The sequence below is a fragment of the Streptomyces sp. NBC_00258 genome (genome assembly GCF_036182465.1).
Taxonomy (GTDB): Bacteria; Actinomycetota; Actinomycetes; order Streptomycetales; family Streptomycetaceae; genus Streptomyces.
The window spans coordinates 6,860,508-6,875,922 of the sequence record NZ_CP108081.1 but is presented as its reverse complement, the minus strand read 5'-3'; the positions used below and the strand labels follow the sequence as shown (position 1 = coordinate 6,875,922).

The 15,415-nt window shown below is 73.0% G+C and carries 14 protein-coding genes; 6 read left to right on the top strand and 8 right to left on the bottom strand.

Annotated elements, in window-relative coordinates; translation table 11 throughout:
• Window positions 1-181: 181 nt before the first annotated feature.
• From rpsR to rpmG, 4 genes are read right to left on the bottom strand one after another with little or no spacing between them, the layout of a single operon-like run.
• A complete protein-coding gene (rpsR, locus tag OG718_RS30635) occupies window positions 182-412 on the bottom strand; it encodes a 30S ribosomal protein S18 (protein WP_143640371.1) in 231 nt (76 codons plus the stop codon).
• A 2-nt stretch (window positions 413-414) separates the two neighbouring features.
• Window positions 415-1,671, bottom strand: a complete 1,257-nt coding sequence (locus OG718_RS30630) for a CobW family GTP-binding protein (RefSeq protein WP_306939273.1) — start codon at window positions 1,669-1,671, stop codon at window positions 415-417.
• The gene (locus tag OG718_RS30625) at window positions 1,671-1,982 is read right to left on the bottom strand and encodes a type B 50S ribosomal protein L31 (RefSeq protein ID WP_328845714.1); all 312 of its coding nucleotides are present in this window, start codon (window positions 1,980-1,982) and stop codon (window positions 1,671-1,673) included. The genes OG718_RS30630 and OG718_RS30625 overlap by 1 nt, the downstream gene beginning before the upstream one ends.
• Before the next feature lie 5 nt (window positions 1,983-1,987).
• A complete protein-coding gene (gene rpmG / locus OG718_RS30620; protein ID WP_030573688.1) occupies window positions 1,988-2,152 on the bottom strand; it encodes a 50S ribosomal protein L33 in 165 nt (54 codons plus the stop codon).
• A 65-nt stretch (window positions 2,153-2,217) separates the two neighbouring features.
• Here rpmG and rpmB point away from each other — a divergent pair, with 65 nt between their 5' ends.
• From rpmB to OG718_RS30605, 3 genes are all read left to right on the top strand, one after another.
• The gene (gene rpmB / locus OG718_RS30615; protein WP_143640365.1) at window positions 2,218-2,454 is read left to right on the top strand and encodes a 50S ribosomal protein L28; all 237 of its coding nucleotides are present in this window, start codon (window positions 2,218-2,220) and stop codon (window positions 2,452-2,454) included.
• Window positions 2,454-2,759, top strand: a complete 306-nt coding sequence (gene rpsN, locus OG718_RS30610; RefSeq protein WP_143640364.1) for a 30S ribosomal protein S14 — start codon at window positions 2,454-2,456, stop codon at window positions 2,757-2,759. The genes rpmB and rpsN overlap by 1 nt, the downstream gene beginning before the upstream one ends.
• Before the next feature lie 171 nt (window positions 2,760-2,930).
• Complete coding sequence (locus OG718_RS30605; RefSeq protein ID WP_143640362.1) at window positions 2,931-3,455, top strand: hypothetical protein; 525 nt, start codon at window positions 2,931-2,933, stop codon at window positions 3,453-3,455.
• Window positions 3,456-3,603: 148 nt separating this feature from the next.
• Here the strand turns inward: OG718_RS30605 and OG718_RS30600 are convergent, their stop codons facing one another.
• On the bottom strand, window positions 3,604-5,838 hold the full coding sequence (locus OG718_RS30600; protein WP_328845713.1) for an FUSC family protein: 2,235 nt from the start codon (window positions 5,836-5,838) through the stop codon (window positions 3,604-3,606).
• Window positions 5,839-5,953: 115 nt separating this feature from the next.
• Here OG718_RS30600 and OG718_RS30595 point away from each other — a divergent pair, with 115 nt between their 5' ends.
• Entirely contained in the window at window positions 5,954-6,508 is a 555-nt protein-coding gene (locus OG718_RS30595) for a DUF4232 domain-containing protein (protein ID WP_328845712.1), read from the top strand.
• Between the two features lie 52 nt (window positions 6,509-6,560).
• Here the strand turns inward: OG718_RS30595 and OG718_RS30590 are convergent, their stop codons facing one another.
• Complete coding sequence (locus OG718_RS30590; RefSeq protein WP_328845711.1) at window positions 6,561-7,715, bottom strand: DUF2786 domain-containing protein; 1,155 nt, start codon at window positions 7,713-7,715, stop codon at window positions 6,561-6,563.
• A gap of 162 nt (window positions 7,716-7,877) precedes the next feature.
• Here OG718_RS30590 and OG718_RS30585 point away from each other — a divergent pair, with 162 nt between their 5' ends.
• Together OG718_RS30585 and OG718_RS30580 are read left to right on the top strand one after the other, a co-directional pair.
• Window positions 7,878-8,609, top strand: a complete 732-nt coding sequence (locus tag OG718_RS30585; protein ID WP_143640357.1) for a Clp protease N-terminal domain-containing protein — start codon at window positions 7,878-7,880, stop codon at window positions 8,607-8,609.
• A gap of 154 nt (window positions 8,610-8,763) precedes the next feature.
• Complete coding sequence (locus OG718_RS30580; protein WP_143640355.1) at window positions 8,764-10,476, top strand: bifunctional 3'-5' exonuclease/DNA polymerase; 1,713 nt, start codon at window positions 8,764-8,766, stop codon at window positions 10,474-10,476.
• Between the two features lie 32 nt (window positions 10,477-10,508).
• Here OG718_RS30580 and OG718_RS30575 read toward each other — a convergent pair whose 3' ends face one another.
• Together OG718_RS30575 and OG718_RS30570 are read right to left on the bottom strand one after the other, a co-directional pair.
• A complete protein-coding gene (locus OG718_RS30575; protein WP_328847860.1) occupies window positions 10,509-13,940 on the bottom strand; it encodes a BTAD domain-containing putative transcriptional regulator in 3,432 nt (1,143 codons plus the stop codon).
• A gap of 513 nt (window positions 13,941-14,453) precedes the next feature.
• A complete protein-coding gene (locus tag OG718_RS30570) occupies window positions 14,454-15,344 on the bottom strand; it encodes a glycosyltransferase family 2 protein (RefSeq protein WP_143640504.1) in 891 nt (296 codons plus the stop codon).
• Between the last annotated feature and the right edge of the window lie 71 nt (window positions 15,345-15,415).

The following is a 15,415-nucleotide window of genomic DNA, read 5'->3' as shown; positions in this document are numbered from 1 at the left end:
CGGGCCGAATCGTTCCAACGCCTGCCCCCGCATGAATAAGGGACGCGAACCGGGCCCTTTGTGTTCCAGAACGACCCCCTCCTGCCCATGAAATGAATGGGAGGGAGGGGGTCGTGAGGGTCGCATGTGCACAGTGGGGCGGGCAGGGTCGGTCGTGGGGGTCCCGGGGTCGGCCGTGGGCCTATCGCGACGAGTACGGCAGCAGGGCCATCTCACGGGCGTTCTTGATCGCGCGGGCCAGCAGCCGCTGCTGCTGGGCGCTCACCCGCGTGACCCGCCGGCTGCGGATCTTGCCGCGGTCGGAGATGAACTTCCTCAGCAGGTCCGTGTCCTTGTAGTCGATGTACGTGATCTTCGCCGTGCCCAGCGGATTGGGGCGGGGCGTCGGCTTGCGGTCGGGCTTGCGGGGCATGGTCAGACCTCCAGGAGGGAGTCGAAGGCGGGCGGGAGCTGTTTCCAGGCGGTGCGGCCGGCCGCGTACTCCGCGTCCGTCAACAGGCAGGACTCCAGGAGCAGTTCGAGTCCGTCGCGGTCGAGGCCGGGTGATGTGAAGACGAGGTGCTGGCAGCAGTCGCCGTGCTCCGGGTGCCAGTCGAGCGCGGCCGCGGCACGGCGTACCGGCGGCACCAGCTCCCAGGCCGCGTCGGGCAGGGAGGCCAGCCAGGGTCCGGCGTTCTCCACGCACAGGGCGCCTCCCGCGGCGTCCCAGTGCAGCAGCGTGTCGGGCCGGTCCGCGAGCCAGAACCGCCCGCGGCTGCGCGCCGCCGCACAGCACAGATCCTCCAGCGCCGCGTACAGCCGCTCCGGGTGGAACGGCCGCCGCCGGTGCCACACGAGCGTGGAGACCCCGCACTCGTCCGCCTCGGCCGGCAACAACGCGCAGGCCGGATGCTGGGCGGCGGCGGCCGCCTCCACGTCGAAACCGCCGAACGCCGCTTCCGCGAGCGGGGACCGCCCGGGCTCCGAGTCCGCCGGGGCGAGTCCCGCCGGTCCCGCGAGGCCCAGCTCCTCGGCCGGTCGCCTCTCGAACCACGACTCCCGGTCGCCGTCCCCCCGGCCCGACAAGTCGCCGTCGCCTATCGGGACCTGCCGGGCTGTCGGGTGGAGTTGGGCCAGGAGCGCGCGGTCCTCGTCGTCGGCGTCTTCCGAGGTGGCGAGGGCTAGGACGGGCGCGTACTCCAGTTGGCGGGCGAAGGTGTCGGCGACCGTGCGCTGGTCGGTGGCGGCAGCGGCGAGGCCCGCGTCGGCGAGGTCGTCGCCGTTGCCGAGGTAGGGCAGCACCAGGGCGGGGTCGACCGCCGTGATGACACCGGTCAGGCGGAGATCCGCGCTCGCCATCGCCTCCGCCACCACCTCGGCCATCGCCTTCGGCTCGACCGAGTCCCAGAGTTCGACGATCGCGAGCCGGGTCAGTCCGTCCTCCGCGAGACGCTCCAGTTCGGGGACCAGGTCCTCACGCAGGGCGCAGCACGCGCAGTCGTTGACGAGGGGCGCCTCACCGGCGGAGACGATGCCGGTGCGGTCGCGAACGGTGCGAACCACCGTGCCCTGTACGGCCGTTGCCAGGTCGTGGTGCAGCGCCACCGACCCGGGCACATCGGCGAGCAGCCGGTCCACGGCCGCCCGGCGGGCATCGGCGTGCAGCCCGCCCACGATGGCGACGGACAGCATCAGCGCTCCCCGCGCTGGTCGTCGCGCCGGTCGTCGCGCCCGCCGGTGGGCCGGCTGTCGCGCCTGCCGAACCGGCGCTCGAAGCGCTCCACGCGGCCGGCCGTGTCCAGGACGCGGGCCGTCCCCGTGTAGAAGGGGTGGCTCACGTTCGAGATCTCGACGTCGACGACCGGGTAGGTGTTGCCGTCCTCCCACTCGATCGCCTTCCCGTTCGCCCCGGCGACGAGGGTCGAGCGGGTCAGGAAGGCGTGGTTCGCGGCCCGGTCCCGGAAGACGACGGGACCGTACGCCGGGTGGATTTCCTCGCGCATGACGGTCAGCGCTCCTCTCGGAAGTCGACGTGCCGGCCGGCGACGGGGTCGTACTTGCGCAGGGTCATCCGGTCGGGGTCGTTACGGCGGTTCTTGCGGGTGACGTACGTGTAGCCGGTCCCGGCCGTGGACCGGAGCTTGATGACCGGACGGAGTTCGTTGCGTGCCATGTGGCTAGTATATGAAAACGGATCCCATTATCGATAACGAGAAATCAGAGAGGTACGTCACTCACATGTCCGCGCACTGCATGCTGACCGGGGCCCAGCCGGGCTTCGGGAACTCCATCTCCCACTCGCACCGGCGCACGTCGCGCCGCTTCGACCCCAACATCCAGAGCAAGCGGTACTGGCTGCCGGGCGAGGGCCGGTACGTACGGCTGAGGCTGAGCACGAAGGGCATCAAGACGGTCGACGTCATCGGTGTCGAGGCCGCCGTGGCACGGATCCGGGCCCGTGGGGTGAGGGTCTGATGGCCAAGAAGAGCAAGATCGCGAAGAACGAGAAGCGGCAGGAAGTCGTCGCCCGGTACGCCGCGCGGCGCGCCGAGCTGAAGGAGATCATCCGCAGGCCGTCCTCGACGGACGCCGAACGGTCCGCCGCCCGGCGCGAGTTGGAGCGGCAGCCGCGTGACGCGAGCGCCACGCGCGTACGCAACCGGGACAGTGTGGACGGGCGGCCGCGCGGCTACCTGCGGACGTTCGGACTCTCGCGGGTGAACCTGCGGGACCAGGCGCACAAGGGGTTCCTGCCGGGGGTTCGGAAGTCCTCCTGGTAGCGGACTCCGGCGGAGGCGCCGGCGCTCCCCCGTTGTCGGGCGGGCGTGCTTCCCGAGGTGCTGGAAGAGGGGCCTGGTAGCTTGCTGGCGGTCGTTCCCGGTTGCACAGGCGCCACCGGCGGTACCCGGCGGGTACCGGCGACTCGTCCGGCCAGACCCTTGGGGGCTTCAGTGACTTCGGCGACCATCTCGCGCGGGCAGGCGCGGATCGCGGCCGCGGCGGCGGGGCTGGCGGCCGCGCTCGTCCTGACGACCGGCTGCAGCGGTGACAGCGGCGGGAGCGACGACTCCCCCTCCTCCACCGGCGCGGCACCGACCGGGTCGGCCGACACCGGCGGCGGAACAGGTGGTTCCGGCGGTTCCGGCGGGAGCAAGGGCAAGGTCGAGGCGTTGGAGGGCAGCTGGCTGGCCACCAAGAGCGGCAAGGCCGTGGCGCTGGTGATCACCGGCGAGGAGGCCGGGCTGTTCTCGACGGGCGGATCCGTGTGCAGCGGCACCGCCGGTGAGACCTCGGGCATGCGCATGATCGAGCTGAAGTGCTCCGACGGGAACAAGGACCGGGCCGAGGGCATGGTCGACTCGGTCGACTCCAAGACCCTGAAGGTCACGTGGGAGGGCCTCGGCGAGGAAACGTATACGAAGGCGGAGGGCGGCAAGATGCCGTCCGGGCTGCCTACGGCGAGTCTGGGGTCCTGAGGACCGAGTCTGGGGTCCTGAAGATCCGAGTCCGGGGTCCTGAAGACCCGGTTCGCATCACACCGGTTCGCATCACACCGGTTCGCATCACACCGGTTCACGTCACGCCGGTTCACCTCACGCCCGGCGCGCGTCGCGTCGGCTCACGTCAGCGGGTCGCGGAATCCTTCGGGTTTCGCGGCCCGTCCGGCTTTTCGGGGGCCGTTCCGTCGAGCGTCATGGGCGGTACGGCCGTGTCGAGGGCCTCGGAAAGCTCGGTGAGGGTGTCGAGGACGAGGGTCGCGGTGTTGCGTACGACCTTGTCAGCGTTCTCGGGGTTCTCGGTGTCCCAGGCGTCCAGAGCCTCGCGTACCGCGTCCCAGGTGGGGACCCGGCGCTCGCGGATGGCCTTCGCGCCCTGGTGGGTGGACTCGCGCAGGGCGTCGGCGAAGCGGGCGGCGGGCGGTACGGGGGTCGCCCCGCGTTCCGGGAGGTGGGCCTCCAGGAGCATGGCCACGCGGCCCAGTTGGGCGAGCGCGTCCTCGGCGTCGTCGGCCGCGGTGCGGGAGAGGCCGCGGTGGCGGACCGGTTCGGCGGTGGCGCGGGCCACCGCCGCGTGCCAGGCCGCGCGGGCGGTACGGGCGGTGAGCAGGGCCTGGCGGACGTCCGGGGCGTTGCTCGCGGACGGGTCTGCGTAGGAGCCGAAGACGGCGGCGGCGTACGTGCCCTGCGCGGCCAGCCAGTCCGCGAGGCGGGTGCGCAGGCGCGGGGTCTCCCAGGCCGGGTAGACGGCGTACGCCAGCATCGCGAGGAATCCGCCCATGAGGGTGAGCAGGACGCGTTCGGGCACGGTCTGGGTCCACTCCTCGCCGCCCATGCCGAGCAGGAAGACGACGTACGCGGCGATGCAGGCCTGGGTCGCGAACTGGCCGGTGCGCATGAGGAGGTACATGAGCGCTGCGCTCGCCACGGCGAGTGCGCCGGAGAGGAGCGTTCCGGGGGACGCCGCCTGTACCGCGCCTGTGGCCACGGCCACGCCGATGACCGTGCCGGCGAGGCGGGCCACGGCCCGGCTGTATGTCTGGGAGAAGTCCGGGCGCATGACCATGACCGAGGTCAGTGGGGCCCAGTAGCCGTGGCCGAGGGGGAGCCAGGTGCCGAGGATGTAGCCGGTGGCCGCCACCGCGGACACGCGGGTGGCGTGGCGGGTGACGGGGGAACCCCGGCGGAGTTCGCTGCGCATGGCTTTGAGGGCTTTGGGGATGAGGGCGAGGAAGGTGGGGCGGCTGCGGGTCGTGGGGGCTGGTCGCGCAGTTCCCCGCGCCCCTGGGTGAGTGGGGGCTCGGCCCGATGTCGACCGACCGTCCGTCTCGGCTGAGCGCGCAGTTCCCCGCGCCCCTGACGGGGCGCCATCCTGCGGGGCGCCGCCTGCCGTTTCCACCACGTCCTGGAGGAGGGTGTTGAGGCGGGTCATCGCTCGGTAGGGGGCGCCCGTGAGGATGCTGCCGGTGTCCGGGGTGCGGAAGGTGGCGAGGGCCGCTGGGGGGACCTTGACCGGCTCGCCGTGGCGGATGGCGTGGGCCGCGGCGTCGAGGAGGGCGGCCGCGGAGGCGAGGAGTTCGCGGACGCGGTCGCGGGCCGGGCCCTCGGCCGGGACGCCCATCGCGGGGTCGGCGAGGGAGGCGAGGACCGGGCGGATGCGTTCGGCGATGCCGCGGGCGCCGTGGAGTTCGGCGGGGCGGCGGCGGGCCTGGCGCGGGGTGACGGCGGCCGCGTTGCGCGCCTCCATCAGGGGCTGCGGGTCGAAGGACGCGACCGGGTCGTGGCGCAGCCGGCGCGCGTAGTCGGCCTCGGCTGCCAGGGCGTCGGCGAGCGCGTCCCGGTGGGCACCCCAGCGTCGTACGGGAAAGAGGACGATCAGTGCCGCCTGCACCAGGCCGCCCACGATCATCATCGCGGCGTGGCCCGCGGCCTGGGCGACGGAGGTCGGCAGGGTGACCGTCACCAGCATGATCGCCACGTTCGAGGAGGCGATCAGGCCGATGGTCGGGCCCGCGGCCCAGCTCATCCCGGCGGCGAAGGTCCACACCACGAGGAGCGCGAGGAAGAGCGGCTCCTTGGAGATGGTGAGGTAGCCGAGGAACGTGGACACGGCCAGGCTCGTACCGGAGGCGATGGCCAGTTCGGGACGGGGGCGCCAGCTGCGCTGGAACGTCGCGATGGCCGCCTGGAACGCGCCGAACGCCGAACTCGCCGCGGCCGCGGGGCCGAAGAGCCACAGGCTCAGCGCGATGACGATCGCGAGTCCCGCGGCTCCGCGCACCGCGATGAGCGGTTCGAGCCGCTTCTTCTCCACGGCGATGCCGGAGCGAGCAGTGTCCTTCAGCGCCCGTCGCCAGCTCACCGCGCCAGCGTACGCCGCGCGACGGCCCATGACCGATGATCTACGAGCACCGCCACGCACCCGAAGTCCCCGCAAGCCGGACCCAGAAGCGGGTCCCGGAAGTCAGAGGTAAGCCATGCGCGCCCTACCGATAGCCGTCTCCGCACTCACCGCCCTCGTGGCGGCCCTCGCCCTGACCGCCTGCGACGACGGCGGCAGCGGTGACGAGGGAGGCAAGAAGGCCGACAGTTCGGCGTCCTCCGCCGGCTCCTCCGCCTGCAAGGCGGACCAGGTCGGGCAGGAGGTCGCCGCGAGCGAGGCCCCGGCCGCGGGCGACACCGGGAGCGTCTCCGTCACCCTCACCAACCGCTCCGGCGGCGACTGCACCCTGGAGGGCTTCCCCCGCGTCGACCTGACCGCGGGCGGCACCACCTGGTCCCTCACCCCGGAGGAGTCCGCGAAGCCGGAGAAGCTGACCCTCAAGCCGGACGAGACCACCGCCTTCACGATCACGTACGTACGAGGGCCCGCGGGCGACGCGACGAAGGGTGCCGCCGTGAAGACCGTGAAGTTCGGCCTGCCCGGCGAGGATGCCGACCTGTCCTTCCCCTGGAAGTACGGCGAGGTCGCGCTGCGGAGCGAGAGCGAGCCGGACGCCTCGGTGGGCCCGCTCCAGCGCGCCGGCGACTGAGCCGCCGGCCCCCGGGGCACCGGCCCTGAACCACCGCCCCGGTCCGGCCGGGTCACCGCAGCGGCGGCCGTGCCCTGACCTGGGCGCGGTCCGCCGCGGCGGCTCCTTCCTCCCAGCCGGCCGCGTCGTTCACCCCGCGCAGCCTGGTCGTGACGGTCGCCGGGAACATCCGCTCCGTCTCGTCGGCGACCGCTACCTCGCGGGCCGCGAGAACCGGCAGCAACTCCCCCTGCGTCGCCGTCACCTGCCCCTCGGCCACATCCGCGAGCCGGTCGCCGATGCGATGGGCGTACGCGGCGAGGAAGGACTGCCGGAAGGACTTCGTACGCTTCCTGCCGCCCGCCCGCTGTGCCGCCTCCGCCTTCGTCATCGCGGCGGTGGCCTGCACGAGGAGCGAGGTGTAGAGGAGTTCGACGGCCTCCAGGTCGGGTTCGAAGCCGACGACGGTCGAGAAGCCGAGGGCCTCGTTCCAGACCGCCCGGCAGCGGTTCGCGCCGGACACCGCGTCGAGGAGTACCGCCTTGGCCGTCTCGTAGGGCGGGTCGACGCCGATGCGGCAGGCGCCGGGCGCGTCCTTGGCGTGCGTACGGGCCGCGAGCAGCGCCTCGTCGATGCTGTGCCGCGCCATCAGCTCCTGCGCCTTGGCGCTCAGCGCCTCCGCCTCCTCCGGGAACCCGGTCGCCTCGGCCTTGGCGAGCAGCGCGCGGATGCGGGTGAGCATGCGGGAGTCCCTCGGGGCGCCGGCCGTCCCCTTGGGCGCGTCCACGTCCAGCGGCTCGATGGAGGGCAGGCGGAGCAGCAGCCGGTACAGCCCCAGTACGGCGGTGGCGTACGAGAAGCGGTCGGTACGGGGTCCGGTGCGAGGTGGCGCCTTCGTCCCGCCCGCCTCGGCGTTCAGCTCTTCGAGCTGTGCCGTCCAGCGCGGGCCGCGGGGCTGCCGGTTCCGGCCGCTCTCGTCGAGGATCAGCACGGACACCAGGCGTACGTGCACGTCGTCCAGCTCGCGCCGCACGATCCGTACGACATCGGCGGGCTGCCAGCCGCGCCGCCAGGCCCCCTCGACGAACTCCTCGCCGCGCCGGGCCAGTTCGGCGTCGGACGCGGGGTCGGAGGCGAGGAGCGAGGCACCGGTGTCGAGGGCCGCGTCGGAATCGGCGTAGAGGGCGGCCTCGAAGGCGCGCTCCACGGTGCTGGGCGTACTGCTCATTCCTCGATCGTGTCACGCGTCGCGGTGGGGCCGGCCCTGCCCCCGGGCGCCTCCTGAGGGCCGGGAGCGGGCTGGTCGGGCTGCCCGTGGGTGTCAACGGGCAGGCGCGGCAGGTGTCAACTCGGGGTTGACACCCGATCGCTGTCAACCTACCGTTGACACATGACGACGAATCCACGCGCCACCACCTCCGTACGCCTCGACGATCTGATCGAGGCCATCAAGAAGGTTCACGAAGACGCTCTCGACCAGCTCCAGGACGCGGTGATCGCGGCGGACCACCTCGGCGACGTGGCCGACCATCTGATCGGTCACTTCGTGGACCAGGCCCGGCGTTCGGGCGCGTCCTGGACGGACATCGGCAAGAGCATGGGGGTCACCCGGCAGGCGGCCCAGAAGCGGTTCGTGCCGAAGGCGGAGTCGGACCTCGACCCCAGCCAGGGCTTCAGCCGCTACACGCCACGGGCCAGGAACGTGGTGATCGTCTCCCAGAACGAGGCCAAGAACGCGGGCAACGACCTGATCCGCACCGAGCACCTGGTCCTCGGGCTGATCGCCGAGCCGGAGGGCCTCGGGGCGAAGGCGATCACCGCGCAGGGCGTCACCCTGGACGCCGTGCGCGAGGCCGCGACCGCCGCCCTGCCGCCGAGCGCCGAGGACGTACCCGCGCTCATCCCCTTCGACGGCAACGCCAAGAAGTCCCTCGAACTCACCTTCCGCGAGGCCCTCCGGCTCGGGCACAACTACATCGGCACGGAGCACATCCTGCTCGCACTGCTGGAGCACGAGGCGGGCTCGGGTCTCCTCAGCGGGCTCGGCGTCGACAAGGCGGCGGCCGAGGCGAACGTCGCGGAAGCGCTGGAGAAGGTGCGGAAGTCCCTCCAGGAGGACTGACCGACCGGCCGGCTGATCGGCTGGCCGATCCGCTGAGCGACCGACCGGCCGAATGACCGTCCGACGACCGGGTGCGCCCCGCGCCCGGTGCCGGACACGGCCCTGAACTCGCGGTTCAGGGCCGTTGTCAGACCCTCCTGCGAGACTCGAAGTCATGAACGACCGGTGGGCTCTCGCGCCGGCCGAGGACGGCGGCGCCGAGCTCGCTCCCCTCGGCCCCGACGGGCTGCCCGCCGGACCGGTCCTGAGGGAACCGGATCTCGCCGAGTCCGTACGGACGAGGCCGGACGTCGCCCGTTGGGTGTGGCGGTCGACGGCCGAGGTCTATCCGCGCCTGCGCGACGCGGGCGTCCGCGTGGAGCGGTGTTACGACATGGAGGCCGCCGAGACCCTCCTCCTCGGCCACGAGGGACGGCTCGGCGAGCCCCACTCGGCGGCCGCCGCCCTGGCGAGACTGCGCGGCGGTCCCGTACCGCCCGATCCCCCGCAGCGCTCCGCCGAGCCCGGCTCCCAGTCCTCCCTCTTCGAGCCCCGCCCCGTCCACGTACCGCTGGAACAGCTCATCGAGGTGTACGGGGACCAGCAGCGAAGACATGACGCTGCCGCGCACCCCGGGCGGATGCGGCTGCTGACGGCCGCCGAGTCGGCGGGCATGCTCGTGGCGACGGAGATGAACGCGTCCGGGCTGCCGTGGAGCGCGGACGTGCACCGGAACGTGCTGCACGAACTGCTCGGCGAGCGGTACACGGGAGGGGGCGAGCCGCGCCGCCTCGCCGAGCTCACGGACGAGGTGTCGGCCGCGTTCGGGAGACGGGTGCGGCCCGATCTGCCCGCCGATGTCATCAAGGCCTTCGCGCAGGCCGGGATCAAGATCAAGTCCACCCGCCGCTGGGAGATCGAGACGATCGACCACCCGGCCGTGAAGCCGCTCGTCGAGTACAAGAAGCTGTACCGCATCTGGGTCGCCCATGGCTGGTCATGGCTCCAGGACTGGGTGCGGGACGGGCGGTTCAGACCGGAGTACCTGCCGGGCGGGACGGTCACCGGGCGCTGGGTGACCAACGGCGGGGGCGCACTGCAGATCCCCAAGGTCATACGCAGGGCCGCGGTCGCCGATCCCGGCTGGCGGCTCGTGGTCGCGGACGCCGACCAGATGGAGCCGCGTGTGCTGGCCGCGATCTCCCGCGACCCCGGACTGATGGAGGTCGCCGGGCGGGAGACCGACCTCTACCAGTCCGTGTCCGACCGCGCCTTCTCCGGCGACCGCGCACAGGCCAAACTCGCCGTGCTCGGCGCGGTCTACGGCCAGACGTCCGGCGACGGTCTCAAGAACCTCGCGCTGCTGCGCCGCCGCTTCCCCAAGGCGGTGGCGTACGTGGACGACGCGGCGCGGGCGGGCGAGGAGGGGCGGCTCGTGCGGACCTGGCTGGGGCGGACCTGCCCGCCGGCGGCGGGGTCGGACTCCTCCGGGGAGGAGGCGGGGATTCCGGAGAGCGAGCAGACCGGCGTCGTACCGGGCGAGGGGGCCGAGCCCGGGGACACCCAGGACTGGGTGCCGGGGTATGCCTCCACCAACTCCCGTGCCAGGGGCCGCTTCGCGCGCAACTTCGTCGTGCAGGGCAGCGCCGCCGACTGGACCCTCCTCGTGCTCGCCGCCCTCCGCCGCACCTGCCGGGACATGGCGGCCGAGCTGGTCTTCTTCCAGCACGACGAGGTGATGGTGCACTGTCCGGCGGCGGAGGCCGACACGGTGGTCGAGGCCATCCGCGAGGCCGCGGAACTGGCGGGGCGGCTGACGTTCGGGGAGACGCCGGTGCGGTTTCCGTTCACGACGGCGGTGGTGGAGTGTTACGCGGACGCGAAGTGAGCGGGCGCGCCTGCCTTCCGCCGAGTTCCCACTCAACTCCCTCGCACAGAAGGGTTGTTGAGCTGGACCAGCAGTAGCTCCCGCAGTTCGTCGGTCACCGTGCTGTCGGTGCCGTCCAGGTCGTCGAGGGCCAGTTCCCACTGCTCGTACGCCTCGTCGGTGCGGCCCGCCGACCGGTGCAGCAGGCCCTGCTGGTGCCGGGCGAGACCGGCGGTGTAGCGGTCGGCGCGCTGTTCGGCGCGGGCCAGCAGCAGGGCGCACTCGCGGGCGGCCCGCTCGGTGCGGTCGAGGCCGCGCAGCGCACGGACGAGACCGAGGCGGGTCTGGGAGCCGCTCTGCCAGTCGACCCCGTCCGAGACGCTCAGGGCACGGTCGAAGTGCTCCAGCGCACGGGCCGGTTCGCCGAGCGTGAGGTGGGCGTACCCGATGTTGCAGTGCCCTGACTCACGGACCCGGGAGTCGCCCATGGACTCGCCGAGCGCGAGGCTCCGCTCGTGCCACTCGATGGCGACGCTCGGGTCGGAGTGCTCGTAGAGGTTGCCGAGGTTGCTGTAGGCGACGGCCTCGCCGTCCAGGTCGCCCGACTCCCGTGCCAGCTCCAGGCTTTCCCGCAGGGCGAGTTCGCACTCGACGTACCGGCCCAGGCTTTCGAGCAGCAGGCCGCGGTTGTTCAGACAGCGCTGGATGCGCGAGACGACTCCGAGGCCGCGCCAGCGCGTGAGGGCCTGGTCGGTCAGGACGAGCGCCTTGCCCGCCTGCCCCTGCATGAAGTACAGGCCCGCCAGGTCGGACAGCGCGATCGCCTCGGCGGCGTCGTCCCCTAGCCGCCGCGCCACGTTCAGCGCCCGCCGCCCGAGCACCGCCAGCTCGCGCAGCCGGCCGCGGCGCTGCAGATACGGGAAGAGGGCGCGTACGAGGACGGGGACCAGCGGGGAATCGGCGGCGCGGCCCTCGACGAGCGCGACGACGTTCGCCACCTCGCGGTCCCCCCAGGCGACAGCCTCGGCGGCCGACGCGAACGGCACGGCCTCATCGCCTCCGGCGCCCGCACGCTCCGACTCGACCGGCGTCGCACCGAGCCGGTTGTCGCGGTCGACACCGGTGGGGATCAGGGCCGGTACGCACCGGCGGGCGGAGGCGACGTACCAGCGCAGAGCGATGTCGGTGGGGTCCGGGTCCTCGGAGCCGGAACCCGAGGAGCTGGAATCCGTGAAGCTGGAACCCGAGGAGCCGGAGCCTGTGGAGCCGGCGCCTGTGGAGCCGGCGCCTGTGGGGTCCGAATCCGTGAGGTCGAGGTCCGTGGGGCCGGGGTCCTCCCCCTCCGCCGTCTCCCGGGCGACCTCGCGGGCCACCTCGCGGGCGAAGTCTCGTACGAGGTCGTGCGGGGTGTAGCGGCCGTACGTCGTCTCGTCGAGGAGGGCGACGTCGACGAGGCGGTCGAGGGCGGCCTCGGTGCGGCGTTCGCCGGTGCCCAGGAGCCGGGCGAGGAGCGGAACCCCGTACGTCGGCAGGTCGAGCGCGCCGATCCGGCGCAGGGCGAGGGCGGCGTCCCGGTCGGCCTCGCGGTCCGAGGCCCGCAGGGCGTCGAGGGCCACCGCGAGCGAGCGGCGCACGCTGAGGTCGTCGTACTCCAGGTGGTTCAACCGTCCGTCGCTTGCGGCCAGTTGACCGGCCAGCGCGTCCGGCGTGAGGACCTTGCGGGCGGCGAGCCGGGCCGCGACGATCCGCAGCGCGAGCGGCAGCCGTCCGGTGAGGCCGACGAGAGGGTGCGTACCGTCGAGGCCGTCCCGTCCGGAGACGGCCCGCAGCAGTTCGGCGCTCTCCTCGTCGGAGAGCGGTGCGAGCGGGAAGCGGGTCACGCCGTCCAGCGCGGTGAGGGGCGAGCGGCTGGTGACGATCACCGCGCAGCCGGGACCGGCGGGCAGCAGGGGGCGGACCTGGGCGGCGTTCACGGCGTCGTCCAGTACGAGCAGGGTGCGGGTGGGTGCCAGCAGTGAGCGGAGCAACGCGCTTGCCGCGTCCGGGTGTTCGGGGACGCCCCGCGGTTCCACGCCCAGGTCGCGGAGCAGCGCGGCGAGGGCCTGCCCGACGGTGAGCGGCGGCACGCCGGGCGTGGCCCCGTGCAGCCGTACGTACAGCTGGCCGTCCGGGAACTCGGCCCGCAGCCCGTGCGCCGCCTGCACGCCCAGCGCGCTCTTCCCGACGCCCGCCATGCCACTGACGACGGCCACGCGGAGGTGCCCCGCCCCGACCGGCACGAGCGTGGCCCGCAGACTGTCGATGGTCTCGGCGCGACCCGTGAAACAGACGGGAGCGGGAGGGAGTTGGGCGGGCCGGGGGACGGGGACGAGGGTGGGCACCTTCGGAGCGGCCGGGGCCGCCGGAGAGGCTTCCGTGGAGGGTGGGCGGTCGGCTCCGCGCCGATCGGTACGGCTGGAGGCCGACTTGGCGGGCTTCGGAGCGGAGACGCCGTCGCCTCCGGTGGGCTGCCGCCCGGCGGGACCCACTGCTTCGGCGGGAGCACCTGTCCGGCTGGAAGCCGCTGCCTCGGCGGCGCCGGTCCCAACACCGGCGGACGCATCCGTACCCGATCCCGATCCCGATCCCGGCCCTGGCCCTGGCCCGGCCGTCGGCCCCGATCGCGATCCCGACCCTGCCTCCGACCCTCCCCCTACTCCTGCCCCTGCCCCCGGATCCTGGTCCCGCAGAATCTCCAGGTGGGCCTCCCTGACCGTGAGCCCCGGTTCCACGCCGAGTTCGCGGACGAGGGTGCGGCGCAGGTCGCGGTGGACGGCGAGGGCCTCGGCCCGGCGGCCCGTCCGGTAGAGGACCATCATCAGCTGGCGGTGGAAGGCCTCGCGAAGGGGGAACTCCGCGACCAGCGCGGCCAGTTCGGGTGCGAGACCGAAGAGCCGTACGTCCCCGTCGGACATCCCGCGGCCCAGCTCCAGCTCGGCCTCGTACCGGCACTCCAGGGCGAACAGCCGTGCCTCTTCCAGCCGTTGGACGAGGGAGAGTCCGCCGAGCCCGGGAGGCATGCCGGTCAGCGGGGTGCCTCGCCACAGTCCGAGTGCCGCCACGGCCTCGGCCACGGCCCGTTCCCAGTCCCGCCGCGCGTGTGCCTCACGGGCGGCGCCGATCCGGGTCTCGAAGAGGCGTACGTCCAGCTCGCCCTCGGAGACGCGAAGTTGATAGCCGGGTGGTACCGACCGCAGCCGGTCCGGGTCGTCCAGGAGGCGTCGCAGACGGGTCACGTGGTTCTGCAGCGACGCGTGCGCGGAGGCGGGCGGTGTCCCGCCCCACAGCGCGTCCTTGAGGACGTCGACGGAGACGACCCGTCCCGGTTCCAGCAGCAAAGAGGTGAGCAGTACTCGCCCCTTGGCGCTGCTCACCGGCCGTGGCACACCGTCGGCGTCGTACACGACGGTCGGCCCGAGAAGCCCGAAACGCAGCCCCGATCGCAGCCCTGATCGCACTCCGGAACCCGGCTCGGGCGAGGACGCGGGCGGTGCTTTTGGCGGCGGCGCGGGTATCGCCCCGGGCGACGGCCCGCCCGGGCGGCCGGGCGATCGGCCACGGCGCGGCCCGGCGCCCCGCTCCGACCGCTGTCCGCCGCCCACCTGTCCGCCTCTTCCCATCGGCGGCCGTCAACGGCCTGAATCCGCCGCTCCCGCCACCTCCCAGGCGAAACTCTGTGCCTCGCCACACCGTTCGCCCCATGTTAGCGATCGGTTGGCGTGGCCTGATTTGATCACCGTTCGGACCCGGTCGTTCCGGTACGCGGTTGGCGTCGTAGGTCGCCGCGGCTCGGGGGAGTGTCGCCGTAGCGACCGGGTCCGAAAGCACGTGAGCAGGGCGAAGAGCGGCCACGAACAACGAACAGCCCTCCGCGCCAGGCCTCCAGCGCTCCTCCGACGGGCACAGCCACCCGCGAGTTCCCACGAGCAAAAACCGGCGCGGGCGCAGGTGGGACCCGCTCAGACGACCGGCGGCCGCCCCAGGCGCGTGAGGCGCCACACGGTCTTCCAGCGCATCGGCCGCCGTTCCCCCGCCGACACCCGGAGCCCCTCCACGAAGCCGCCGAACCATGCCCGCAACCCGCCAACGGACCGTGTCCGCAGGAGAGTCAGCGCGATCCAGACCGCCAGGTGGACGGGGATGAGCGGGAGCGGCAGCCTGCGCCGGACCAGCCAGACGCGGTTGCGGGCGGTGACGCGGTAGTAGATGGCGTGCCGTGCGGGTGAGGTCTTGGGGTGCTGGAGCAGCAGCTCGGGCTCGTACCGGATGGTCCACCCGGCGTCGGCGGCCCGCCACGCCAGGTCGGTCTCCTCGTGCGCGAAGAAGAACTCGGCCGGCCAGTCCCCGGTCTGCGCGAGCATCTCCATCGAGAGGGCGTGTCCGCCGCCGAGGAAGCCGGTGACCTCCCCGCCCCGCATCGGGTCCTTGGCACCGAGCCGGGGTACGTGCCGCCGCTGGGTCTCGCCGAGCTCGTCGGCGATGCGGAAACCCACGATGCCGAGGCGCGGATCGGCGGCGTACAGGTCCCGTACGCGTCGCAGGACGTCGGGGTCGACGAGGAGCCCGTCGTCGTCCAGGTCGATGACGACGTCCACGTCCCCGAACTCCCGCAGCCGGCGCAGCGCGACGTTCCGGCCGCCCGGGCAGCCGAGGTTCTCGTCGACCTCGATGGCCGTGACCTCGCCGGGCAGCCCCAGCCGGTCGGCGAACTCGGGCAGCGGACAGCCGTTCCCGACGATCACGATCCGCGTGGGTGCGACGTCCTGCTTGGCCACCGACGCGAGCAGCGCGTCGACTTCCTGGGGCCGTGTGCCCATCGTCACCACGGCCACCGCGATCCGCGGCTCCATCGGCACGGCGCCCACCCCCACCACTCGACCTCGTTCGACAACAAGGAGCGATGCTAGCCGTTCACGGTAAG

Excerpts from the sequence above, each read along its gene's own strand:
- OG718_RS30595 (WP_328845712.1), top strand. The coding sequence starts at position 5,954 with ATGCGCGCCCTACCGATAGCCGTCTCCGCACTCACCGCCCTCGTGGCG.
- OG718_RS30630 (WP_306939273.1), bottom strand. The coding sequence starts at position 1,671 with ATGCTGTCCGTCGCCATCGTGGGCGGGCTGCACGCCGATGCCCGCCGG.
- OG718_RS30625 (WP_328845714.1), bottom strand. The coding sequence starts at position 1,982 with ATGCGCGAGGAAATCCACCCGGCGTACGGTCCCGTCGTCTTCCGGGAC.
- OG718_RS30590 (WP_328845711.1), bottom strand. The coding sequence starts at position 7,715 with ATGAGCAGTACGCCCAGCACCGTGGAGCGCGCCTTCGAGGCCGCCCTC.
- rpmG (WP_030573688.1), bottom strand. The coding sequence starts at position 2,152 with ATGGCACGCAACGAACTCCGTCCGGTCATCAAGCTCCGGTCCACGGCC.
- OG718_RS30580 (WP_143640355.1), top strand. The coding sequence starts at position 8,764 with ATGAACGACCGGTGGGCTCTCGCGCCGGCCGAGGACGGCGGCGCCGAG.
- rpsN (WP_143640364.1), top strand. The coding sequence starts at position 2,454 with ATGGCCAAGAAGAGCAAGATCGCGAAGAACGAGAAGCGGCAGGAAGTC.
- rpsR (WP_143640371.1), bottom strand. The coding sequence starts at position 412 with ATGCCCCGCAAGCCCGACCGCAAGCCGACGCCCCGCCCCAATCCGCTG.
- rpmB (WP_143640365.1), top strand. The coding sequence starts at position 2,218 with ATGTCCGCGCACTGCATGCTGACCGGGGCCCAGCCGGGCTTCGGGAAC.
- OG718_RS30585 (WP_143640357.1), top strand. The coding sequence starts at position 7,878 with ATGACGACGAATCCACGCGCCACCACCTCCGTACGCCTCGACGATCTG.
- OG718_RS30570 (WP_143640504.1), bottom strand. The coding sequence starts at position 15,344 with ATGGAGCCGCGGATCGCGGTGGCCGTGGTGACGATGGGCACACGGCCC.